The organism is Mycobacterium sp., assembly GCF_035633495.1.
Lineage (GTDB): Bacteria > Actinomycetota > Actinomycetes > Mycobacteriales > Mycobacteriaceae > Mycobacterium.
In genome coordinates, this window is the sequence record NZ_DASQEU010000150.1 from 37,944 (window position 1) to 60,734 (window position 22,791).

A 22,791-nucleotide genomic window follows, 5' to 3' on the forward strand; every position below is an offset into this window, starting at 1 on the left:
AGGTCGGTAGGGTTGCCCGGGTGCCGTCTGCGATGATCACGGGCGCCGCCGGCGGGCTTGGCTCAGCCATCGCCGACGCGCTGGCGCCCACCCACACACTGCTCCTGGCGGGCCGCCCGTCCGACCGACTCGATGCCCTCGCCGCGCGTCTGGGCGCTCCGACCTGGCCACTCGACCTCGCCGACGCCGATTCCCTCGAATCCGCGGCGGAAGTGTTGACCGACCTCGACGTGCTGATCCACAACGCCGGGGTCGCCTACCCCGGCCGGGTGGCCGAGTCCAGCGCCGACGAGTGGCGGGCGACCTTCGAGGTGAACGTCGTCGGTGCGGTCGCGCTGACCCTGGCACTGCTTCCCGCCCTGCGCAGCGCGCGCGGGCAGGTGATCTTCATCAACTCGGGCGCGGGGATCAACGCGTCACCGGGGCTGGCCTCCTACTCGGCGAGCAAGTTCGCCCTGCGGTCGTTCGCGGACTCGCTGCGCACCGACGAGCCCACGCTCCGCGTCACCTCGGTACACCCGGGCCGGATCGACACCGAGATGCAGCGCGACCTGATCGCCTACGAGGAGCGTGACTACGTGCCCGAGCAGTTCCTGTCGCCGCAGACGGTGGCAGCCGTGGTGGCGCAGGCGGTCGCCACGCCGCCCGATGCCCACGTGCACGAGATCGTCGTCCGGCCCCGGTAGCGATGGCGCAGGACTTCGAGGTTCACGAGGCGTCGATCGCCGAGGTGCGCGCCGCCTTGGAGGGCGGACGCGTGACCGCGCTGGGACTGCTCGAGTGCTATCTGGCCCGCATCGGCGCCTTCGACGGCGCGCTGAACGCCATCGTGGTGCCCAACCCCGAAGCCCGTGCCGAGGCAGAGGCCTCCGACGCGCGCCGGGCGTCGGGCCGCACGTACGGTCCGCTGGACGGCATCCCGTACACGGCCAAGGACAGTTATCAGGCGCGTGGACTCACCGTGGCCGCGGGCAGCCCGGCGTTCGCAGAGTTGGTGGCTCGGCGCGACTCGTTCGTCGTCGAGCGCCTGCGTGCGGCGGGAGCGATCCTGATCGGGTTGACCAACATGCCGCCGATGGCCAACGGCGGCATGCAGCGAGGGCTCTACGGCCGGGCCGAAAGCCCCTACAGCGCAGACTATCTCACTGCCCCGTTCGCCTCCGGCTCGTCCAACGGCTCCGGCACGGCGACGGCAGCATCGTTCTGCGCCTTCGGGATCGGCGAGGAAACCTGGTCGTCGGGCCGTGGCCCGGCGTCCAACAATGCGCTGTGCGCCTACACCCCGTCGCGCGGCGTCATCTCGACGCGTGGGGGCTGGCCTCTGGTGCCGACGATGGACGTCGTCGTGCCGCACACCCGCTCGGTGGCCGACCTGCTGGAGGTGCTCGACGTCGTCGTCGCCGAGGACCCCGACGCCCGCGGTGACTTCTGGCGGCTGCAGCCGTGGGTGCGCGTGCCACGCGTCGAGGAGGTGCGGCCGGTCTCCTACCCGGCTTTGCTGGGGTCCCCAGACACGCTGGCCGGCAAGCGGTTCGGCGTGCCCCGGATGTACGTCAACGCCGATCCCGAGGCGGGCGTCGGGGCGACGGGCATCGGCGGGCCCACCGGCCGGCGCATCGAGACCCGCCCTTCGGTCGTGGACCTGTTCGACGCCGTGCGAGGCGGCCTGCTCGGCGCGGGAGCCGAGGTGGTCGACGTCGACTTCCCCGTCGTCAGCAACTACGAAGGCGACCGGGCCGGTGCCCCGACCATCGCCACCCGAGGGTTGGTCAGCCCCGAGTACCTGCGGCGCGAAATCGTCGACCTGTCGGCGTGGGCGTGGGACGACTTCCTAGCCGCCAACGGAGATCCCGTACTCAATCGGCTCGCCGACGTTGACGACAGCCGGATCTTCCCGCCGCCGCACGGTGCCCTGCCCGACCGGTACGACGGCTTCGACGACATCGCGGAGTATCCCGCGTTCATCCGGGACAACCCGATCGACTCCTTCCTCGCCATCCCGAGCATCCCCGAGGGCGTGCACGCCCTGGAGCGCACGCGGCAACTCGACCTCGAGGAGTGGATGGACGGGTTGCGGTTGGACGCCGTGATCTTCCCCGCGGTCGCGGACGTCGGGCCCGCCGACATGGACGTCAATCCCTCGTCGGCCGATCTCGGCTGGCGCAACGGTGTGTGGGTGGCCAACGGCAACTTGGCAATTCGCCATCTCGGCATCCCGACGGTCACAGTGCCGATGGGCATGATGGCAGACATCGGCATGCCGGTGGGCCTGACGTTCGCGGGCCGGGCCTACGACGACGTAGCACTGCTTCGTTACGCCGCCGCGGTGGAGAAGCTGACCCCACGCCGCACGTCGCCGCCCCGCTCACCGCGTGATTTCGGCGTGCTGAGTCGCGGTGGCCGCGACTGTGCACGCCAAAATCGCGGAGGGGGCGTCTAGATGACGACGTTGACCAGCTTGCCCGCGACCACGATGACCTTCTTCGGCGTCGCGCCCGCCATGAACGCCACCACCTTCTCGTCGGCCAACGCGGCGGACTCCATGGCGTCGGCGGTCGCATCCGCCGCCACCGTGATCCGTCCGCGGACCTTGCCGTTGACCTGAACCGGGTACTCGACGGTGTCCTCCACCAGGTACGCCGGATCGGCCTTCGGGAAGGGGCCGTGTGCGAGCGACGAGTCATGGCCGAGGCGGCGCCACAACTCCTCGGCCAGGTGCGGCGCCAGCGGCGCGACCATCAGCACTAGGGGCTCCACCGCGGCGCGTGCCGTGACGTCCTCCTTGGTCAGGTGGTTCGTGTACTCGATCAGTTTGGCGGCCGCGGTGTTGTTGCGAAGTCCCGCATAGTCTTCCGCGACACCGGCGATCGTCTTGTGCAGCAGGCGCAGCGTCGCCTCGGTCAGTTGCTCGTGCTCGGCGACCCGCTCGGTGCCGGTGGTCTCGTCGACGACGGTGCGCCACACCCGTTGCAGGAACCGGTAGGCGCCGACGACGTCCTTGGTGGCCCACGGCCGGGACGCCTCGAGCGGCCCCATCGACATCTCGTAGACGCGCAAGGTGTCGGCCCCGTACTCCTCGCAGATCTCGTCGGGTGACACCGAGTTCTTCAGACTCTTGCCGATCTTGCCGAACTCGCGGTTGACCTCGATCTCGCCGTCGGGGCCCGGCCAGTAGAACTTCCCCTCGCGCTCGACGACTTCCGCCGCTGGGACGTAGGAACCGCGTGCGTCCGTGTAGGCGAACGCCTGGATGTAGCCCTGGTTGACCAGTCGCCGGTAGGGCTCGCGGGAGGTCACGTGGCCCAGGTCGTAGAGCACCTTGTGCCAGAACCTGGAATACAGCAGGTGCAGCACCGCGTGCTCGACACCGCCGACGTAGAGATCGACACCGCCGGGGTCCGCGGGACCGTGCTCTGCTGGCCGCGGCCCCATCCAGTACGCCTCGTTCTCCTTGGCGCAGAACGTCTCCGAATTGTGCGGGTCGGCGTAACGCAGCTCGTACCACGAACTGCCCGCCCACTGCGGCATGACGTTGGTGTCGCGGCTGTACGGCTGGAGCCCATCGCCGAGGTCGAGGTCGACGTGCACCCACTCGGTCGCCTTCCCCAGCGGGGGTGACGGTTCGCTGTCGGCGTCCTCGGGATCGAACTGGACCGGCGCGTAGTTCGGGATGTCGGGCAGCTCGACCGGCAGCGCCGATTCCGGCAGACCATGGGCCCGACCGTCGACGTCGTAGACGATCGGGAACGGCTCGCCCCAGTACCGCTGGCGGGCGAAGAGCCAGTCCCGCAGTTTGTACTCGACCCGTGCTCGGCCGCGTCCGTCGGCGACCAGGTGCGCCGTCACGGCCTCCTTGGCCGACTCGACGCCCAACCCGTCGAGGTAGCCGGAGTTCACCAGTTCGCCGTCCCCGGTGTAGGCGCCCGTCGAGACGTCACCGCCGCCGATGACCTCCGGGATGGGCAGCCCGAACGCCGTGGCGAACTCCCAGTCGCGCTGATCGTGCCCCGGCACCGCCATGATGGCACCCGTGCCGTAACCGGCCAAGACGTAGTCCGCAATGAAGATCGGAACCCGTTTCCCGTCAACCGGATTCGTGGCGTACGCGCCGGTGAACACACCGGTCTTCGACTTGCTCTCCTGGCGCTCCAGGTCGGACTTGGCCGCGATGGTCGCACGGTAGGACGCCACGGCTTCAGGCGGCGTGGCAGCGCCGAACGTCCACCGCTCGTCGGTTCCCTCTGGCCACGCCGAGGCGACCAGGGCATCGACCAAACCGTGCTCGGGCGCCAACACGATGTAGGTCGCGCCGAACAGGGTGTCCGGCCGGGTGGTGAAGACCTCGATGTCGCCCACGTCCGTGACAAACCGCACCTCGGCACCGGTCGACCGGCCGATCCAGTTGCGCTGCATGGCCTTGACCTTGTCCGGCCAATCCAGCACGTCGAGATCGTCGAGCAGCCGGTCGGAATACGCGGTGATGCGCATCATCCACTGCCGCAACCGCTTCCGGAACACCGGGAAGTTGCCGCGATCGCTGCGGCCGTCGGAGGTCACCTCTTCGTTGGCCAGCACCGTGCCCAACCCGGGGCACCAGTTCACGACCGAGTCGGCCCGGTACACCAACCGGTAGGAGTCGACGACGTCCGCGCGCTCCCCTGGCGACAGGGCCGCCCACTGACCACCGGAATCCGGGGTCCGGGCACCCGATTCGAACTCGTCGACCAGTTCGCTGATCGGCCGTGCCCGGTTGGCTGCCACGTCGAACCACGAGTCGAAGATCTGCAGGAAGATCCACTGCGTCCACTTGTAGAAGTCGGTGTCGGTGGTGGAGAAGCTGCGCCGGGCGTCGTGGCCCAGCCCCAACCGGCCGAGCTGACGACGGAAGTTGACGATATTTGCCTCGGTGCGGGTCCGCGGGTGCGTGCCCGTCTGGACGGCGTACTGCTCGGCGGGGAGGCCGAACGCATCGAAGCCCAACGCGTGCAGGACATTACGGCCAGTCATGCGGAAGTAGCGCGCGTAGACGTCGGTGGCTATGTAGCCGAGCGGGTGACCGACGTGCAGGCCGTCGCCTGACGGGTAGGGGAACATGTCCTGGACGAACATCTTGTCCGCGGGAACGGGCGCGCCATCGGCAGGCGCGAGCGATCCGACCGGGTTGGGCACATGGAACGTACCCAACCGAGCCCACGTCTCCTGCCAGGCACGTTCGATCTCCCCAGCGAGCGCCGCGTCGTAGCGGTGCTGCGGGGTACCCGAGGCGTCCGCGCCGCCTTCCCCTTCAATCACGTGAACAGGGTAGTCAACGCCACGCTTCGGGACCGCACGGCAGGTCCTGGTGCGGACCTCGGGCAACGGCTTGGTATCGGTTCCGTTGCGGAGGGGTCAGGGCATGGTTGCAGGTCGGTTCCGGACCTAGTGGCAATTGCTGCCACGTGGATACAGTCGGCGCCTGGCCACGGGCACCCGTCTGATGCCAGACCCGCACGATCCGGAAGGACGGACGTTAGATGTTCGAGAATGCCCGTCGTTGGGGACTTCTGGCAGGAGGACTCGCCGCCGGAACGGCCTGCGTCCTCGGCCTGGCCGGCACCACCGCGTCTGCCGAGCCCACCCTCCCGCTGCCTGCCGTGCCCGCGACGGTGACGCAGACCGTGACCGTGCAGGCCGGAGTGCCCGCCGCGGCCGCGATCGGCCCCAACCAGCTGATCGCCACGCCCGTCGCCGGTAGCCCGCAGGCCTCCGGCCTCAGTCCCGCCGTTCCTGCCGCGCCCGCCGTACCCGCCGTTCCCGCCACGCCCGTATCGACGATCGTCCCCGCCGCCTCGGGGACCCTCGCCGACTTCTTCAGCGAGAAGAACGTCGCGATGGAGCCGCAGAGGGCCGCCGACTTCAAGGCGCTCACCGTCGTGTTGCCGATGCCCACCGGCTGGAGCCAGGTGCCCGACCCCAACGTTCCCGACGCATTCGCGGTGATCGCCGACCGCGTCGGCGGCGACGGGCTCTACACCTCGAACGCCGCAGTTCAGGTCTACAAGCTGGTCGGCGACTTCGACTCGAAGGAAGCCATCAGCCACGGCCTCATCGACACCCAGCAACTACCCGCCTGGCGGGCCACCAATGGGTCGCTCGCCGACTTCGGCGGCATGCCGTCGGCGCTCATCGAGGGCACGTACCGACAGAACAACATGACGCTGAACACCACGCGCCGCCACACCATCGCGCCGTCGGGCCCGGACAGGTACCTGGTGTCGCTGTCGGTCACCACCAGCGCCCAGGTGTCCGTCGCCGCAGGGTCGGCGACCGACGCCATCATCAATGGCTTCAAGGTCGGCTCACCCGACGCGCCTCCGCCGGTGCCCGCCGCCGTCGTTCCCGGGGTTCCCGCAGCACCGGCCACTGCCGGACCTGCCACGCTCCCCGCGGTCGCTCAACCCCTCAGCCTGCCTAGGTAGCCCCAGGCCACGTACGAGCGGCGGGCCTCGTATTGTGAGGTCATGCTGATCGCCGCAGTGCTGTGCCTGTGCGCTGCCGTGGCGACCGCCGCCATGGGTTTGTGGTCGATGGCCCGGCCGCATTCGTCCGACGCCGTCCAGCAGGTCCTGCGGGCCGTCGTGCCCACCCAACTGGCGGCCGCGGTGATGCTGGGCGCAGGCGGTGTGGTCGCACTCGCGGCGCCACGACAGGCCGGCGTGCTGGCACTGGTGGTCTGCGTCGTCGGAGCGGTGGGCACCGTGGCAGCGGGCTGCTATCAGAGCGCCAAGGCGGTGGCCCGGCGGGAAGCAAACACGGCCGACGCGGGCTGCGCCGGATCGTGCGCGTCATGCACGCTGTCATGCCACTGACGATCGCCGGACCCCGTTGCGGTCGAACGCCTTTCGTGAAGGCGGCTAGTTGCGGCTGACGTCGATGGGGTGAGTTGCCAACAGCGACAACGGCATCGGTTGACGTCGCAGCACCCGCCCCCACAGATCGACCCGCGGCTCGACCAGCACGTCGGACGGCAATGCCGACAACACGATCCAGTCGTGTCGCTCGATCTCGCCCTCGAGCTGGCCGATTGTCCACCCGGAGTACCCAGCGTAGATCCGGACGCCTTCGACCGCAGGCGCAATCGTGTCCGGATCGGCGTCGAGATCCACCATCACGATGCGCCCCTGCACGTGCCGCAACCCCGGCACGTCGGCGGGCTGCAGCCCGGCGCGCAACGTCGCGAGGCACAGTGCTGCATCCCGCTTCACGGGGCCACCGACGAACATCGTCTTGGGCTTCGTGGCGAGCTTGGTCCATTGCGGCAGCACGTTGAACACCGCGGTTTCACTGGGCCGGTTCAGCACCACACCGAGGGTGCCGCCGTCGTTGTGCTCGACCACGTAGATCACGCTGCGACGGAACGTGGGCTCCATGAGATCGGTGTTGGCGAGCAGCAGCGTTCCGGCTCGTACCCGGTGCGTCGCAGGAGCGAAGCGGTCCTCCGGGTCCTCTGACTGCGCCACCCATCCATCATGTCACCAGCGTGGGGATACGGTGGCGATCGGGCGCGGCCACGCCGATTGGATTTGCGAATCTTTGTAGGGTGGCTTGGTCGCCCGAAAACCACCGAACACCCAGCAACCAGATCGGAATATACGTGGCTGGCCCGCGCGCACACGTCGCCCTGTGGCGGTCGATCCGTGCGCTTCCCGAGTTTCGCAGACTCCTGGAACTTCGCGCCGTGAGTTCGCTTGGCGACGGACTGTTCCAGGGCGGCCTGGTGGGCGCACTGCTCTTCAATCCCGAGCGTGCAACCAGTCCATGGGAGATCGCGGGCGACTTCGCCGTGCTCTTCCTGCCGTACTCGCTTCTCGGTCCGTTCGCCGGAGCACTCCTTGACAGGTGGGACCGCCGTGGCGTGCTGATCGGCGCCAACCTGGGCAGGCTGATGTTGATGGTGGCGGTGGCAATGGTGCTGCGATTGGGCGCGGGCCACGGGTGGATCCTGCTCGGAGCATTGGTAGTCAACGGCTTTACCCGATTCGTGTCGTCCGGACTCTCGGCGGCACTGCCGCACGTCGTGCCCCGCGATCAAGTGGTCGCGATGAACTCGGTACAGAACGCCACAGGGGCGGCGGCACTGTTCCTCGGGGCCATCTTCATGCTGGTGCCGCGCTGGCTGTTCGGAGCGGGCGACAGCGGTTCTGCGGCAGTCATCTTCCTCGCCGCGGCGGCGGTGGCGGTGGCGTTGTTCCTGTCGGTGCGGTTCGCACCTCGGGTGCTCGGGCCCGAAGACACGGCGAGGGCCGTCCACGGGTCGGTGGCCTACGCGGTGGCCACCGGTTGGGGCTACGGACTCCGCACGGTGCTCGGCGTGCGGAGCGTGGCCGCGACGTTGTCCGGCGTCGTCGCGCACCGCGTCGTGTTCGGCATCAACACGCTGGTGATTCTGGTGCTCGTCCGGCACACCGGCTCCGCCAGCGTCGCAGGCCTCGGCGTCGTTGCGCTCTTCGCCTCCAGCGCCGGGGTCGGCGCGTTTCTGGCGAACTTCCTCACCCCCGCCGCGGTGCGTCGTTGGGGTCGGTACGCGACCGCGAACGTCGCGCTCGCGCTGGCCGCAGTCATCCAACTCGGGGCGGCTGGACTCCAGCTTCCCGTTATGGTCACCTGCGGGTTCCTCGTCGGCGCCGCCGGTCAGATGGTGAAGCTGTGTGCCGACTCGGCCATGCAGCTCGACGTCGACGACGCGCTGCGCGGTCACGTGTTCACGCTTCAGGATTCGATGTTCTGGGTATCGTTCGTCGCCGCGGTCACGGTAAGTGCAGCCGTCATTCCCGCCGACGGGGACGCGCCGGGGCTGGTGATCGCCGGGTCCGTGGTCTATCTGCTCGGGTTGGCCGCGCACGCCGCGATCGGCAGGGGCGCAACGCCATCGGACTAGGGTGACGCCATGGCCGGAGCCGATGCAGTGATCGCGGACCTGCGAACCGAGAGCGATGCGCTCGACGAACTCGTCGCCGGCCTCGACGATGCGGGTTGGCGGCTCGCGACACCTGCGCCCGGTTGGACCATCGCCCATCAGATCGCCCATCTGTGGTGGACCGACCGCGTGTCCGTCGTCGCCGTCACCGACGAAGCCGGTTTCGCCGAGATCCTGAAGGAGGCGTCGACCAACCCCACGGGTTTCGTCGACGAGGGCGCCGAACAGCTCGCGACGACGCCGCCCGCCGAGATGCTCGCCGACTGGCGGCACACGCGGTCACGCCTGCACGACGAACTACTCGAGGTGGCCGACGGCAGGAAGCTGCCATGGTTCGGGCCTGCGATGAGTGCCGCCTCGATGGCTACCGCGCGGCTCATGGAGACCTGGGCGCACGGGCTGGACGTCGCCGACACGCTGGGGGTCAAGCGACCCGCGACGACGCGGCTGCGCTCGATCGCCCACATCGGCGTTCGCACCAGGGACTTCGCGTTCACGGTGCACGGGTTGCCCGTGCCGACCGAGCCCTTCCTGGTCGAGCTGCGCGCCCCCGACGGCTCGACGTGGTCATGGGGGCCGACTGACGCCGGCCAGCGGGTGACGGGCTCGGCGGAGGACTTCTGCATGCTGGTGACGCAACGCCGCCCGCCCGCGGAACTCGACGTGACGGCCGTCGGCGACGACGCGGCGGCGTGGCTGACGATCGCGCAGGCGTTCGCGGGCCCGCCGGGGCCCGGGCGATGAACGAAGAGAAGAGCCCCATCAAACCCGGGCGATGGCTCGACTACAGCTGGGTCGCCGCGTCCGCGGCGCCGTCACCGTCGGCATCGGACAGCTTCACGTCCCATCGCCCATCGGCATCGGCGTCGACATACGCCTCGTCCCCGGCGAGCACGCGATCCGCGAGGCCGTCCCGGTCGACGTCGAGCAGGCGATCGTCGACCTGACCGTCGCCGTCGAAGTCCACTAGCGGTCCGCCCGTCAGCTCGACCCCGTCGAGGCCCAGCCAGCGCAGCTGACCAGCCCGGCCATTGGCGTCGACGCCGATCGCCCAGGTGCCGGAACCGTCGTCGGTGAACGACGCCTCGGCCCGGCCGTCGTCGTCCAGATCGAGCAGAAGGTGGTCGGCGGTCCCGTCACCGTCGAGGTCGGCGAGCGCGTCGTCGAACCTGCCGTCGGCGTCGAAGTCCAGACCGAGCGCGTCGAACACGCCGTCCGCGTCGGTGTCGACGTTCATCTCGGCCGACCAGATCGTCGCCGACCCGTCACCGTCACCCAGGCAGTAGTCCATGACGATAGGACGCGGACCTACTCCCTGGCGTTCCACCACTTGTGAAGTTCCTCGACCGCCTCGTCGTGCTCGAGCGGCCCACGGTCCAGCCGCAACTCCTTGAGGTACTTCCACGCCTGGCCCACCTGCGGACCCGCCGGGATGTCGAGGATCCTCATGATCTCGTTGCCGTCGAGATCGGGGCGGACCCGCTGCAGGTCCTCCTTGGCCGCCAGTTCGACGATGCGGTTCTCGAGATCGTCGTAGTTGGCCTGCAGGCGGGCGGCGCGGCGCTTGTTGCGGGTCGTGCTGTCCGCGCGCACCAGCTTGTGCAGTCTGTCGAGCAGTGGCCCGGCGTCGGTGACGTAGCGCCGGACCGCGGAGTCGGTCCACTTGCCGTCACCGTAACCGTGGAACCGCAGGTGCAGGTACACCAGCTGCGACACGTCGTCGACCATCTGCTTGGAGTACTTCAGCGCCCGCATGCGCTTGCGGGTCATCTTCGCGCCGACGACCTCGTGGTGGTGAAAGCTGACGCCGCCGTCGCTCTCCTGCTTGCGGGTCGACGGCTTGCCGATGTCGTGCAACAGCGCAGCCCACCGCAGCACCGCGTCGGGAGGACTCGCGGGCTTCTCCAGATCGATCGCCTGCCGCAGTACCGTCAGCGAATGTTGGTACACGTCCTTGTGCTGGTGGTGTTCGTCGATGGCCATCCGCATGCCGCCCACCTCGGGCAGCACCACGTCACCAAGGCCGGTCTGCACCATCAAGTCGATGCCGGCGACCGGGTCGGCGCCCAGCATCGTCTTGTCCAGCTCGGCCGCCACCCGCTCGACGGTGATGCGCCCGAGTTCGTGTGCCATCCGCGTCATCGCCTCGCGAACGCGCGGCGCGACGCCGAAGCCCAGCTGCGACACGAACCTCGCGGCCCGCAGCATCCGCAGCGGATCGTCGCCGAAGGACAACTCCGGCGTCGACGGAGTGTCGAGCACGCGGTCGCGGATTGCGGCCAATCCGCCTAGGGGATCGTGGAATTCGCCGAGTCCCGCCGGGGTGATGCGCACCGCCATCGAATTGACGGTGAAGTCCCGTCGCAACAGGTCGTCCTCGAGCCGGTCGCCGAAGCGAACCTCCGGGTTCCGTGTCACGCGGTCATAGGCGTCCGCCCTGAAGGTGGTGATCTCGAGACGCACCATCTCCTTGCCGACGCCCTTTGCGACGCCGACGGTGCCGAACTCGATGCCGGTGTCCCACAACCCGTCGGCCCAACGCCGGACCACCTGCTGCACGTCTTCCGGGCGGGCGTCGGTGGTCAAGTCCAGATCGGTCACCGGGCGGTCGAGGAGCGCATCGCGCACACTGCCGCCGACGAGATACAGCTCGTGGCCGGCGTCAGCGAACATCTGACCCAACTCGCGCAGCACCGGCGTGTGCTGCTGCAGCGCCTTTGCGGCCGTCAACAACTCGTCGGTGGCAGAGGGATCGTTCGGCACGTTCGATGAGCCTAGCGGGCGCTCACGGGTCCGTAACGACCCGGCGACAAGCCGACCACGACGGTGAGTGCGTAGGAGCCGGAAACCAAGTGGCAGCTACTATCGCTTGGGTGTCGGAGGGCGAACGTGCCAAACCACGACGGCGCCGAGGACGGCGCCGCGGCCGACGCTCTGCGGGTCCGCCGGAAGCCGGCACTCCGAGCACCACGAGCCCCGTCGCCGCACCCCTTCCCGGTCCCTCGCCCGGTCACCACGTCGACGCCTCCGCACAGACCCCTCAGAACCGTCCGGGCCGACGCTCTCCCGACCGACTGCGCACCGTCCACGAGATCTCCGCGGGCGGTCTGGTCATCGACGGCATCGACGGTCCGAAGGACGGCCAGGTCGCCGCACTCATCGGCCGCGTCGACCGGCGCGGGCGGATGCTCTGGTCCCTGCCCAAGGGGCACATCGAACAGGGCGAGACCGCAGAGCAGACCGCCATCCGCGAGGTCGCCGAGGAGACCGGCATCCAGGGCAGCGTGCTTGCCGCGCTGGGCAGCATCGACTACTGGTTCGTGACCGAGGGCCGCCGGGTCCACAAGACCGTGCACCATTACCTCATGAGATTCCTCGACGGCGAGCTGTCCGACGAAGACGTCGAGGTGACCGAAGCGGCGTGGGTGCCGCTCGGAGATCTGCCGTCCCGCCTGGCCTACGCCGACGAACGCAGACTCGCCAAGGTCGCAGGCGAGCTGATCGACAAGCTCCACGCCGACGGCCCAAACTCGCTTCCACCGTTGCCGCACAACTCGCCGCGCCGCCGCCCCCAGACGCACTCGCACACTCGCAACCGTCGGGTGGACGAGTCCAAGGAACCGCAACCCGGCCGGCGGGCGAACGGCTGCGGCCAAGGCCCATGAGGCGCCCGGCGGCTTGGATCGTCGGGTCGCGCTTGCTGGCCGCCGTCGCCCTGGTGACGTTGATCGTCGTACCCGCGCTGGTGCCGCGCGCCGCTGCGGGCGAGCCAGGAGATCGGCCCTTCCTGCAGCTGCACATCGACACGATCACCCCGGACACGGTCACCACCACCAGCGAGCCCATCGTCACCGTTACGGGCACCGTGACCAACGTCGGCGACCGACCCGTGCGCGACATCGTGGTGCGCCTGGAACATGCCCCCGCCGTCACGTCGTCGACGGGTTTGCGCACCGACCTGACCGGCAGCGTCGAGCAGTATCAGCCCGTCGCCGACTTCGTCACCGTCGCACCGGAACTCGCGCAGGGCCAACAAGTGCCGTTCTCGCTCTCCTACCCGGTGCGCTCGGCGGAACTACCCTCGCTACGGATCGACGAGCCCGGCATCTATCCCGCCCTCGTCAACGTCAACGGCACCCCCGACTACGGGGCGCCCGCCCGCCTCGACGACGCGCGGTTCCTGCTGCCCGTCCTCGGCGTGCCGCCCGACCCGGCCACGCAGATCGACGACTCGGTATCCGCCGTCGTCCCCCCGGACACGTCGAGGCCCGTGCGGATCACGATGCTGTGGCCGTTGGCGGACAAGCCGCGGCTGGCGGCGGGGGTTCCTGGTGGCAGCACCCCGGTCCGGCTCGTGGACGACGAACTGGCGACGTCGCTGGCCGCCGGCGGGCGTCTCGACACACTGCTGTCGGCGGCGGACTTCGCGACCAGCCCCGCGATCGATCCCGGCGGGCAGACGCGCAGCGCGTTGTGTCTGGCCGTCGACCCCGATCTGCTGATCACCGTGAACGCCATGGCGGGCGGCTACGTCGTCAACGACGATCCCGACGGCGGGCTCAACTCGGCGACGCGCCCCGGGACCGGCCAGGACGCGGCGGTGAACTGGCTCGGCAGGCTGAGGGCGCTGGCACAGCGGTCGTGCGTCACGCCGACGGTGTACGCGCAGGCCGACCTCGATGCGCTGGCGCGGGTCGGCGACAACGGGCTGTCCACGATCGCCATCAAGGGCGCAGGCGACATCGTCGACCAGATCCTCGGCGTCGCCTCGACCCGCGGCGCCACGATCGTCGGTGACGGACCCCTGACCGGGCCCGCCGTGCGGCTGCTGTCCGCGCAAGGCCCGACGGTGGCGATCGCCGCAGGCGTCTCCGTCGCCCAGGACTCGACGGCAGGCAATTCCTCGACCGTCGACCTCACTCCCCGCCGGTCCGACGCCAACGTGGTGACCGCTCCGTTCGACCCAGCCGTGGGCGCGGCGCTCGCCGGTGCGGGCACGCTGCCCCTCACGCCGTCCTATCTGGACCCGTCCCTCGGGGTTCCCCTCGCGCACGACTCCCCCATCGCGCGCCGCGAGGACGCCCTGGCAGCCGTGTTGTGGCGTGCGCTGCGGCCGCAGAGCGAGCCCCGCACCGAACTCCTCGTCCCACCGTTGGCCTGGAACCTGCCGCCCGAAGAGGCGCAGTCGATCCTCACCACCCTCGCCTCGTCGATCCGTTCCGGTCTGGCCGTGCCGCGTCCCCTCACCGCCGTACTCGCCGAGAGCAACGCCGTCCCTCCGTCCGATGTGCAACCGCCGCCCCCGGACACCCTCGGCAACCCCCGCGCCTACATCGATGCGGGCGTCACGGCCAGCATCGCCAACGGCACCGGCAGGCTGTGGGGACTGACCGCCGCGCTGACCGTCGACCCCCGCACCGGTCTGACCGGCACTCAGTACACCGCCCCGTTGCGGGAGGACATGCTGCGGGCGCTCAGCCAGTCCGTGCCGCCGAATGCCCGCAACGGGCTCGCCGCCCAGCGGGTGGGCGTCGTCGACGACACCGTCGGAGATCTGCTGCGTGCCGTCACGATCGTCAACCCCGGCGGTTCCTACACACTGGCCACCGAACGCAGCCCGCTGCCGCTGGCACTGCGCAACGACCTCCCCGTGCCCATCCGCGTGCGGCTCGACGTCGACGCCCCGCCGGGGATGACGGTGACGGACATGGGCGAGATCGAGCTGCCCCCGGGATATCTTCCCCTGCGCGTACCGATCGAGGTCCACTTCACCCAGCGCGTCGCCGTCGACGTCGCACTGCAGACCACGGACGGACTTCCGCTCGGCGAGCCGGTGCGACTCTCGGTGCACTCCAACGCCTACGGCAAGGTGCTGTTCTTCATCACGCTGTCCGCCGGCGCGGTGCTCGTGCTCCTTGCCGGTCGACGGTTGTGGCACCGGTTCCGGGGGCAACCCGACCGTGCCGACCTCGACCGTCCCACGCGCCGGGACGGCGGGGCCCGACCGGATCCGCTCGACGTCGCGCTCGCTCATTCCCCGGACGAGACGTGAGCACCATGCGGCCGCCAGGGCCGCCGCCGACGGCGCCGCAGCCACCGCGCGCACCTCGAACACCCCGCGTGCCCCCACGCGCGCCCCAGCGGATCCCCCAGAACCCGGCTCCCCGTCGGCGCGCAGGCAAGCCCGAGCTGACCGACGCCGCGGTGGTCTCGCGTTCGTGGGGCATGGCGCAGGCCACGTTGGTCAGCCGCATCACCGGGTTCTTCCGCATCGTGCTGCTCGCCGCAATCCTCGGCGCGGCGCTGTCCAGTTCCTTCTCGGTGGCCAACCAGCTGCCCAACATGATCGCCGCGCTGGTGCTAGAGGCGACGTTCACCGCGATCTTCGTGCCGGTGCTGGCCCGCGCCGAGCGTGACGACGCCGACGGCGGCACCGCGTTCGTGCGACGGCTCCTGACCTTGGCGACCACCCTGCTGCTCGTCGCCACCGTGATCTCGGTGGTGGCCGCACCCCTTCTGGTCCACCTGATGCTCGGCGACGACCCGCAGGTCGACCGGTCGCTCACCACCGCCTTCGCCTATCTGCTGCTGCCGCAGATCATCTTCTACGGCCTGTCGTCGGTCTTCATGGCAATCCTCAACACCCGCAACGTGTTTGGGCCGCCCGCGTGGGCGCCGGTTGTCAACAACATCGTCGCGATCGGCACCCTGGGTTTGTATCTTCTTGTGCCGGGCGAACTTTCGTTTGATCCAGTCGAGATGGGCAACGGCAAGCTGCTCGTCCTCGGCATCGGCACCACGCTCGGCGTCGTCGCCCAGACCGCCGTGCTCTTCGTCGCCATCCGGCGGGAGCGGGTCAGTCTGCGCCCGCTGTGGGGCCTCGACGCCAGGATCAAGAGGTTCGGGACGATGGCGGGCGCCATGGTGCTCTACGTCCTGATCAGTCAGGCCGGTCTCGTCGTCGGCAACCAGATCGCCAGCACCGCAGCCGCTTCCGGACCCGCGATCTACAACTACACGTGGCTCGTGTTGATGCTGCCGTTCGGCATGATCGGCGTGGCGGTGTTGACGGTGGTGATGCCGCGACTGTCGCGCAACGCCGCCGCCGACGATCAGCCGGCAGTGCTCGCCGACCTCTCCTTCGCGACGCGGCTGACCATGGTGACGCTCATTCCCGTCGTCGCATTCATGACCGTCGCGGGCCCCGCCATCGGCAGCGCGCTGTTCGCGTACGGCAACTTCGGCGACGTGGACGCCGGGTATCTGGGCATGGCGATCACGTTGTCCGCCTTCACGCTGATCCCCTATTCGATGGTGCTGCTGCAGTTGCGCGTGTTCTACGCGCGCGAGCAACCGTGGACCCCGCTCCTGTTGATCGTCGTGATCACGGCGGTCAAGATCATCGCCTCTCTGGCGACGCCGTTCGTGACCGACGACCCCGAACTCATCGCCGGCTACCTCGGCCTCGCCAACGGTCTGGGGTTCCTCGCCGGTGCCATCGTCGGCCACCTCGTGCTGCGCGCCAACCTGAAACCGCCCGGCGGCAGGCTGATCGGGCTTGAGGTATTGCGGACGATCCTCGTCACGATCGCCGCGTCGTTGTCGGCCGCGTTGGTCGCGCACACCGCCGATCGGCTGCTGGGTCTGGAGTCCCTGACCGAGAAGGCCGGCGGCGGCGGTTCGATACTCCGTCTGCTGATCCTTGGGCTCATCATGTTGCCGATCATCGCGACGGTGTTGCTGATGGCCCGCGTTCCCGACGCGCAGGCCGCGGCACGGGCGATCCGGCGGCGGCTCGGTCGTGGCCCGGTAGCGCCGCCGACGGCGCCGCCGGTGAGGGTTCCCGACCCACCACGTCGGGGTATGCCGCTCACGTACGCTGATCGGAGCGATTCGCCTCCGTTTCGGCCGCGTCAATACGACCCGGCCCTCAGCGGTAGACCTCCGGCAGTAGTTGCCGGAGTCGGGCTTCGGAAAGGACCAGCGGTGACCGACGACCCCGCAGGCAGTTCCGCGCCCGACGCGGGCGCCACCACCCGCATCCCGCGGCAGAACGTCGACGACTTTCAGCCCGACGTGCCCGGCGAGTCGCATCTGCCGCCCTCGGGCCGACCACCCGCCGATTACGGTGGCGACCCCACCCGGGAAGCCCTGTCCTCCGGCATGCCGAACGAACCGGCCATCGAAGCCGCCACCGCGGACGACGACGTCCACCTCATTCCCGGCGCGACGATCGCCGGTGGCCGCTACCGCCTGTTGGTATTCCACGGCGGCCCCCCGCATCTGCAGTTCTGGCATGCCATGGACACCGTCCTCGACCGCCAGGTGGCCCTGACCTTCATCGACCCCGACGCCGTGCTGCCGGACAGCGAGCTGGCGGAGATCCTGTCGCGCACGATGCGTTTGAGCTCCCTCGACGTACCGGGCATCGCCCGCGTGCTCGACGTCGCGCAAACCGGCTCGGGCGGGTTGGTCGTGTCGGAGTGGATCCGCGGCGGTTCGCTGGCAGAGGTCGCCGAGACGGCCCCGTCGGCCATCGGCGGCGCGCGTGCCGTCCAGTCACTGGCCGCAGCGGCCGAGGCTGCGCACCGCGCGGGGGTGGCGCTGTCGATCGACCACCCGGGTCGGGTACGCGTCAGCATCGAGGGCGACGTCGCCCTGGCCTTCCCCGCCACGTTGCCCTCGGCGACACCCGAGGACGACATTCGCGGCATCGGTGCAACGCTGTACGCGCTGCTGGTCAATCGCTGGCCGCTACCGGAGCCCGGTGTGCGCAGCGGCCTGGAGCCCGCCGACGTCGACGCCGCAGGCGAACCGGTGGAGCCTCGCGCGATGGACCGCGCCATCCCCTTCCAGATCTCTGCGGCCGCCGTCCGCGCAGTACAGGAGAACGGCGGGATCAGGTCGGCACCGACGTTGCTCAATCTGCTGCAACAGGCGACCGCCGTGGCCGACCGCACCGAGCTGATCGCACCGATCCACGAGCGCGACTCTCCGCGCGAACGCGACCGCTCGGATGACGACGATCCCGAGGCCAAGGCCCCCCGCAAGAGGGGTGTGCTGATCGGTGCCGCCGTCGCCGGCTCCATCCTCGTCGTCGCCCTCATCGTGCTGGCGACCGTCTTGCGCGGCGTGTTCAGCGACGTCGGCGGTCCGTTGGACAAGGACGAACTGGGCCTCAACGCACCGTCCAGCAGCACCAGCGGCAACCCGAACGCGAGCAACGTGAAACCCGTTCGGGCGACGGTGTTCTCACCGGGCGGAGAAGCCGACAACCCTGCTGATGCTCAGAACGCGATCGACGGAAACCCTGCGACGGCGTGGCAGACCGACACCTACAGTGATGCGGTTCCGTTCCCCAACTTCAAGAACGGCGTCGGGTTGATCCTGCAGTTGCCGCAGCCCACCGCGATCGGTTCGGTGTCGCTCGACCTCAACAGCACGGGCACGTCCATCCAGATCCGCTCCGCGCAGTCGGCGACTCCCACGACGCTCGACGACACCACCGAGCTGAGCCCGCCGACACCGATGAAGACCGGGTCGAACACCATCAACATCAACAACCCACAGCCGGTGTCGAACGTGCTGGTGTGGATCACCACGCTCGGCAGCGTCGACGGCAAGAGCGAGACGGCCATCTCGGACATCACGCTCAAGCCCGCCTCCTGACGGCGCCCCTCAGTTCATCCCCAGGCCGTGCGCACGGCTTCAGGGCCCGTTCGTGCATCTCGGTGGCGTGATTCCACCGGCGGTGCGGGGGCCGGAGAACAAGTGTCGGGACCGGTGTCCTGGGTTGATTAGTGTTCGTTTATGGGGAGCTTCGGGGGAATCGCTGATCCAGAGCGGACGGACGCAGAGTTGCTCGTCGCGCACGTCGCCGGCGATCGGTACGCCTTCGAAGAGCTCTTCTACCGCCATCACCGACAGCTCTACCGGCTCGCTCAGATCACCAGCCGCAATCCCGACGACGCGGCGGATGCGCTGCAGGACGCGATGTTGTCCGCGCACCGCAGCGCACCGGCCTTCCGTCACGACGCGTCGGTCAGCAGTTGGCTATATCGCATCGTGGTCAATGCGTGCCTTGATCGCCTGCGCCGCAACAAGTCTCACGCCTCGACGCCACTCGAGGAAGGTGCCTGCCATCTCGGCGACCCGATGCCACGCGTCGATACGACGCTCGTCGTCGAGCGGGCTCTGTTGCGGCTCCCCCTCGAACAGCGGGCCGTCGTGGTGGCGGTCGACATGCAGGGCTACTCGGTCGCCGAGACCGCGCGCCTGCTCGGCGTTCCGGAGGGCACCGTCAAGAGTCGCTGTTCGCGCGCGCGAGCCAAACTGGCCAAGACGTTGGAGTACTTCGAGGACGACGTCCCGATCGTCCGGGGTGAGGCCCGCTGACGGCTACGGGCTCTGGCGCACCCTGGTGTCGGGGCGAGGCACCGCTACCAGTTGAGGACCGTTGACCGCCTGCGACAGGCATCCCGGGATGTTGCGGCACGCGATGATGGCCCCCGCCCCCGGTGCCTGGCCGGGCGCCGTCGGAATCCGGTTCGGGATGCCGCAGGTCTGGTGGTACGGGTCGAACGGCACCACGTTCATGTCGCAGGCCAGGACGTCGGTCTGAGGTGTGGTGACGGTGTCCAAGGCCACCAGCCCGGAAGCCGAGGCGATCCCGAAGGCACCGGTGACGAGCAGTCGATGCAGGTGGCGCATGGCGTGGGCCTCGTTCACGAGTTGGGCTGGGCACAATGGTGGGCCGCGTAGCCCAAGCGTCCTCTTCTGGCGGCACAACGAAAGGGGATTCCCAGGAATTCCCGACGGGGCCCGGTGCGACACTGGCCCCGTGGACAGCGACGAAGGCGATTCCGACGACCGCCTCGACGGCCCCGTGACGGTCGAGCTGCTCGCCGAGCTCCAGGCCGGTCTGCTCGATGATCAGATCGCGGCCCACCTTCGCCGGAGGGCACGCACCGAACCAGGCATCGCGCGTCAGCTCGCTGCGTTGGACCGCGTCCGCCAAGGCTTATCCGATCTCGGCACCGATGCGACGTCGGCTCCCGACATCCCGGCCGCCGTCACGGCACGCATCGGCACCGCGCTCCGCTCACAGCCTCCGCCCGGGGCCAGCCACTCGACACGCGCATCGCCGTGCCGATTTCGCCGTATCGCCGCTGCGGTGGGGGTCACGGCGATGGTCGCCGCGGGTGCCGTGGGCACGATCATCGTGCTTCGAAACCGTTCCTTATGAGTGAGCAGCAGTGAGTGCTGTTCGGTTGCGGCCCGAACGGTGTTGGCCGCTGGCGGCGGGTGTTGTCCGGGAGACCGGTGTGCATCGTGTGCGTCGCGGTGGGCCGGGACTGCCGTGCCTGCCATCGTGGTTCGGTTGCCGATCGGGCCTGGCCGGTGGTGTGCCCGCAAGGGTCCTCTGTCCGTTGCGGGGTCCTGCCGGCCGTCGCCTGATCGTCAGTCCGAGGCCACGCCTGCCGATCGCGGTCGCCGCGCCGTGATGGCGGGTGACCGGTTCGGAAGTCTGCTGTCGAAGGGGTTTGGCCCAGTGTTGAGCACCCCATTTACTGGTGTAGGCCGCGTCCACCCCGATGATCGCGATACCGCGGCGGGCGGCCATCGCCGTGAGGCGGGTACGGAATCTCGCGGCGGGGATACCAGCCACCGCGCGGCGGAACCGTTTCCCACGCTGGCCGCGGCCCATCGTGTCGCGTCCGGTAGCGCGGGCATCGGCGAAGTCGAGGTTCTCGATGATCACCGCGGTGCACCGCGCGTGGGCCGCGGTATCCAGTAGAGCGGTGATCGCCGCGCGGACCCGCCCATCGCGCCGCGATGCCGGCAGACCCGCGGTGTCGACCGGGATCGTTACCGGCTCCCCGACAGGGTTCCCCGATCCGTCCGGTACGCAGCAGGCGAGGTGATCGGCATTGAGATCGACACCGCACACCGGGCCGTTACGCAGCGCGTCGATCGAGGGCGCCGGTGTGGCCACATCCTGTCTCCAGGAGGCATCCAGGTACCAGCGGTCCCTGTCCGGGTCGAAGGTGATGTCGTAACGCACCGCGTGCCGACCTGCTACCCGGCCGGCCCACTGGCTGCCGCGGTGCGAAAACGACACCGGCGCCGCAACATCGAGATGCGCCCCAAACTGGACCGCCAGGGCGGCGGGCACCTTGATGCGTAGCCGGCCCGCCTCGTCGACGCGGATGGTTTCGTTCCCACCGGCCTTGCCTGATTCTCCATCGGCGGTCAGGAACGTCCGCGCGGCATCCCAGCCTGCCCGCCACTGTTCCTCGTTCATTCCCGCCTCGTCGAGATGGCCGCGGTTGCGCCACAGCCGTTTCCCGCCCACGGTGATCGACGGCCGCCCAGAGGCCAAGGCGTCCTCGGCGCCGATGAGCCGGGACCGCAGCACCGCGAGCCGGCGAGTCTTCGCGAACCTCTCATTGGCCGATCGGTTACCACGATGGCGATCGCCGCCCCGTTGACCGGGCCGCAGCGCACACCGCTGCTCGAGCACCGCCACGGCCCGCCGCAAATCGGCCACTTGGGCGCTCAGGCCGCGCACGCCCAACTGGTATTGATCTCGACGGCTCGGGTGATCGCTCCGGCCCAGCGTGACGACGCCACCGCGGTCACGGCCTGTTTACGCCGGGCCCGCCACCGCGCGTGCGATGGTCGATCCAGTCGGCCCAGTGCTACCCGGCCCGCCAGCTCGGCCCGGTACACCGACCCCAGAAACGACCCGATCGCCGCCACCGCTTCGGCCTCATCGCTGCTCAGATGAATCCGGGTCCGGATCCGCACCCCCGCAGGCCCGGCGGCCACCACCGGATCACTGATCCGGCGTAGAGGTCGACTCTCACCCATGCACGACATCCTGACCGACCCCACCGACAACAGCGGCCGGGCCGACATCACGCCGCGCGCAGCCCACCGCCTTGATCGCCCGGTTACGGGCTGAGCGACGCCCGTAGAGCCGCGCGCCCAACGAGGTCAAGACCTCCACCATGTCGCGGACCAGATCGTCGGTCACCTCAGCACCATCGAGAACCACCAGCCGGCGGCCGTGTGCCGACAGCGCCGCCTCCACCGATTCAGTGTTCATCCGCCCCAACCGATCCCGATGCTCCACCACCAGCGTTGTCACCCTGGGATCAGCCAGCAACCGGCGCACCTTACGGCGGGCTCCGTTCATCCCGGAACCGACCTCAGCCTCCACCCGCACCACCGGGGCATCCGCCTTGCCCACCTGCCGATCCACATCCGCACGCTGATCATGCGAGGAAACCCGCGCATACAAACCCACACCACCAACCGGCCCATCACCGCCTCCCGGGTTGACCAGAACAGTGCGTTGGTTCACCCGCACCGCCGGCACCGGCAACGTGCCCTCACGAAACAGCGGTACGCCGTCTGAGGATGCACACCCTCAGACCGTGCCCACTCCGCCAGATTCACACCACGAGCGTACCCACTAGCTAGAACACAGTATCGATCATTACGGCTCACTATCCGGCCAACAGTTGTCACCCCCCGACCTCGGCGACACAGGGCGGGGGGTGTCGTGTCCAAGCGGTCTGGGCCTGCCGACGTCGACGCCCCTCCTCGGTGCTCGACCCTTCGACTGGAACGGCACATCCGAGGTGCTGATCCTGCTCCCCGGCGACACGCCGAGGCGGTTCAACGTCGTCGTCGTGGCGCCGAACTGCAACTCCGTCGACACGGGATTGCGCGCCAGCGGGGTCGTCGACCATCCATGACGCGTCCCGGGAGCGTTCGTGGAACAGCCCGGCCTACCCTGGTGTTATAGGCGTACGCAGAAAGGCGGA

At 69.3% G+C, this 22,791-nt stretch carries 19 protein-coding genes and 1 pseudogene; 12 read left to right on the forward strand and 8 right to left on the reverse strand.

What is annotated here, in order from left to right:
* Positions 1–20: 20 nt before the first annotated feature.
* Together VET27_RS22425 and VET27_RS22430 are read left to right on the forward strand one after the other, a co-directional pair.
* The gene (locus VET27_RS22425; protein ID WP_526521804.1) at positions 21–686 is read left to right on the forward strand and encodes an SDR family oxidoreductase; all 666 of its coding nucleotides are present in this window, start codon (positions 21–23) and stop codon (positions 684–686) included.
* A 2-nt stretch (positions 687–688) separates the two neighbouring features.
* On the forward strand, positions 689–2,440 hold the full coding sequence (locus VET27_RS22430) for an amidase (protein WP_526521805.1): 1,752 nt from the start codon (positions 689–691) through the stop codon (positions 2,438–2,440).
* Here the strand turns inward: VET27_RS22430 and leuS are convergent.
* Positions 2,437–5,292, reverse strand: coding sequence for a leucine--tRNA ligase (gene leuS / locus VET27_RS22435; RefSeq protein ID WP_526521806.1), 2,856 nt, complete (start codon positions 5,290–5,292; stop codon positions 2,437–2,439). The genes VET27_RS22430 and leuS overlap by 4 nt on opposite strands.
* Before the next feature lie 221 nt (positions 5,293–5,513).
* Between leuS and VET27_RS22440 the strand changes: the two genes are divergently transcribed.
* Together VET27_RS22440 and VET27_RS22445 are read left to right on the forward strand one after the other, a co-directional pair.
* Positions 5,514–6,458 (forward strand): LpqN/LpqT family lipoprotein, encoded by a 945-nt coding sequence (locus tag VET27_RS22440; protein WP_526521807.1) that lies wholly within the window; start codon positions 5,514–5,516, stop codon positions 6,456–6,458.
* Positions 6,459–6,500: 42 nt separating this feature from the next.
* Positions 6,501–6,848, forward strand: coding sequence for a hypothetical protein (locus VET27_RS22445; protein WP_526521808.1), 348 nt, complete (start codon positions 6,501–6,503; stop codon positions 6,846–6,848).
* A gap of 45 nt (positions 6,849–6,893) precedes the next feature.
* On the opposite strand, the gene VET27_RS22450 is transcribed toward VET27_RS22445, so the two are convergent.
* Positions 6,894–7,499: a YqgE/AlgH family protein gene (locus VET27_RS22450; protein WP_526521809.1), complete on the reverse strand. Its 606-nt coding sequence runs from the start codon at positions 7,497–7,499 to the stop codon at positions 6,894–6,896.
* A 134-nt stretch (positions 7,500–7,633) separates the two neighbouring features.
* Here VET27_RS22450 and VET27_RS22455 point away from each other — a divergent pair, with 134 nt between their 5' ends.
* Positions 7,634–8,917 (forward strand): MFS transporter, encoded by a 1,284-nt coding sequence (locus VET27_RS22455; RefSeq protein ID WP_526521810.1) that lies wholly within the window; start codon positions 7,634–7,636, stop codon positions 8,915–8,917.
* A gap of 9 nt (positions 8,918–8,926) precedes the next feature.
* Complete coding sequence (locus VET27_RS22460) at positions 8,927–9,700, forward strand: TIGR03084 family metal-binding protein (protein WP_526521811.1); 774 nt, start codon at positions 8,927–8,929, stop codon at positions 9,698–9,700.
* Between the two features lie 40 nt (positions 9,701–9,740).
* Here VET27_RS22460 and VET27_RS22465 read toward each other — a convergent pair whose 3' ends face one another.
* A complete protein-coding gene (locus VET27_RS22465; RefSeq protein ID WP_526521812.1) occupies positions 9,741–10,247 on the reverse strand; it encodes a pullulanase in 507 nt (168 codons plus the stop codon).
* A gap of 17 nt (positions 10,248–10,264) precedes the next feature.
* The gene (locus VET27_RS22470; protein ID WP_526521813.1) at positions 10,265–11,719 is read right to left on the reverse strand and encodes a CCA tRNA nucleotidyltransferase; all 1,455 of its coding nucleotides are present in this window, start codon (positions 11,717–11,719) and stop codon (positions 10,265–10,267) included.
* Positions 11,720–11,829: 110 nt separating this feature from the next.
* On the opposite strand from VET27_RS22470, the gene VET27_RS22475 reads away from it, so the two are divergent.
* From VET27_RS22475 to sigM, 4 genes are all read left to right on the forward strand, one after another.
* Positions 11,830–12,621, forward strand: a complete 792-nt coding sequence (locus VET27_RS22475) for an NUDIX hydrolase (protein ID WP_526521814.1) — start codon at positions 11,830–11,832, stop codon at positions 12,619–12,621.
* Positions 12,618–15,008 (forward strand): DUF6049 family protein, encoded by a 2,391-nt coding sequence (locus VET27_RS22480; RefSeq protein WP_526521815.1) that lies wholly within the window; start codon positions 12,618–12,620, stop codon positions 15,006–15,008. Before VET27_RS22475 ends, VET27_RS22480 begins: the two co-directional genes overlap by 4 nt.
* A gap of 5 nt (positions 15,009–15,013) precedes the next feature.
* Entirely contained in the window at positions 15,014–18,625 is a 3,612-nt protein-coding gene (murJ, locus tag VET27_RS22485) for a murein biosynthesis integral membrane protein MurJ (RefSeq protein ID WP_526521858.1), read from the forward strand.
* Between the two features lie 141 nt (positions 18,626–18,766).
* A complete protein-coding gene (gene sigM, locus VET27_RS22490) occupies positions 18,767–19,351 on the forward strand; it encodes an RNA polymerase sigma factor SigM (RefSeq protein ID WP_526521816.1) in 585 nt (194 codons plus the stop codon).
* 3 nt (positions 19,352–19,354) lie between these two features.
* On the opposite strand, the gene VET27_RS22495 is transcribed toward sigM, so the two are convergent.
* Positions 19,355–19,666 (reverse strand): hypothetical protein, encoded by a 312-nt coding sequence (locus VET27_RS22495; RefSeq protein ID WP_526521817.1) that lies wholly within the window; start codon positions 19,664–19,666, stop codon positions 19,355–19,357.
* Between the two features lie 130 nt (positions 19,667–19,796).
* Here VET27_RS22495 and VET27_RS22500 point away from each other — a divergent pair, with 130 nt between their 5' ends.
* On the forward strand, positions 19,797–20,201 hold the full coding sequence (locus VET27_RS22500) for an RsmA family anti-sigma factor (RefSeq protein ID WP_526521818.1): 405 nt from the start codon (positions 19,797–19,799) through the stop codon (positions 20,199–20,201).
* Here the strand turns inward: VET27_RS22500 and VET27_RS22505 are convergent.
* The 3 genes and pseudogenes from VET27_RS22505 to VET27_RS22515 form a co-directional block, all read right to left on the reverse strand.
* Positions 20,196–21,527 (reverse strand): nuclease/transposase family protein, encoded by a 1,332-nt coding sequence (locus VET27_RS22505; protein ID WP_526521819.1) that lies wholly within the window; start codon positions 21,525–21,527, stop codon positions 20,196–20,198. The genes VET27_RS22500 and VET27_RS22505 overlap by 6 nt on opposite strands.
* Entirely contained in the window at positions 21,515–21,829 is a 315-nt protein-coding gene (locus VET27_RS22510) for a hypothetical protein (RefSeq protein ID WP_526521820.1), read from the reverse strand. The genes VET27_RS22505 and VET27_RS22510 overlap by 13 nt, the downstream gene beginning before the upstream one ends.
* Positions 21,822–22,420: pseudogene (locus VET27_RS22515) on the reverse strand (IS607 family transposase). Before VET27_RS22515 ends, VET27_RS22510 begins: the two are co-directional and overlap by 8 nt.
* A 65-nt stretch (positions 22,421–22,485) precedes the next feature.
* Here VET27_RS22515 and VET27_RS22520 point away from each other — a divergent pair.
* Positions 22,486–22,722: an RsmA family anti-sigma factor gene (locus VET27_RS22520; protein ID WP_526521821.1), complete on the forward strand. Its 237-nt coding sequence runs from the start codon at positions 22,486–22,488 to the stop codon at positions 22,720–22,722.
* Positions 22,723–22,791: the final 69 nt, after the last annotated feature.

Coding starts and splice junctions, on each gene's coding strand:
- VET27_RS22430 (WP_526521805.1), top strand. CDS start 689: ATGGCGCAGGACTTCGAGGTTCACGAGGCGTCGATCGCCGAGGTGCGC.
- VET27_RS22440 (WP_526521807.1), top strand. CDS start 5,514: ATGTTCGAGAATGCCCGTCGTTGGGGACTTCTGGCAGGAGGACTCGCC.
- VET27_RS22445 (WP_526521808.1), top strand. CDS start 6,501: ATGCTGATCGCCGCAGTGCTGTGCCTGTGCGCTGCCGTGGCGACCGCC.
- VET27_RS22460 (WP_526521811.1), top strand. CDS start 8,927: ATGGCCGGAGCCGATGCAGTGATCGCGGACCTGCGAACCGAGAGCGAT.
- VET27_RS22465 (WP_526521812.1), bottom strand. CDS start 10,247: ATGGACTACTGCCTGGGTGACGGTGACGGGTCGGCGACGATCTGGTCG.
- VET27_RS22480 (WP_526521815.1), top strand. CDS start 12,618: ATGAGGCGCCCGGCGGCTTGGATCGTCGGGTCGCGCTTGCTGGCCGCC.
- murJ (WP_526521858.1), top strand. CDS start 15,014: ATGCGGCCGCCAGGGCCGCCGCCGACGGCGCCGCAGCCACCGCGCGCA.
- sigM (WP_526521816.1), top strand. CDS start 18,767: ATGGGGAGCTTCGGGGGAATCGCTGATCCAGAGCGGACGGACGCAGAG.
- VET27_RS22495 (WP_526521817.1), bottom strand. CDS start 19,666: ATGCGCCACCTGCATCGACTGCTCGTCACCGGTGCCTTCGGGATCGCC.
- VET27_RS22510 (WP_526521820.1), bottom strand. CDS start 21,829: ATGGGTGAGAGTCGACCTCTACGCCGGATCAGTGATCCGGTGGTGGCC.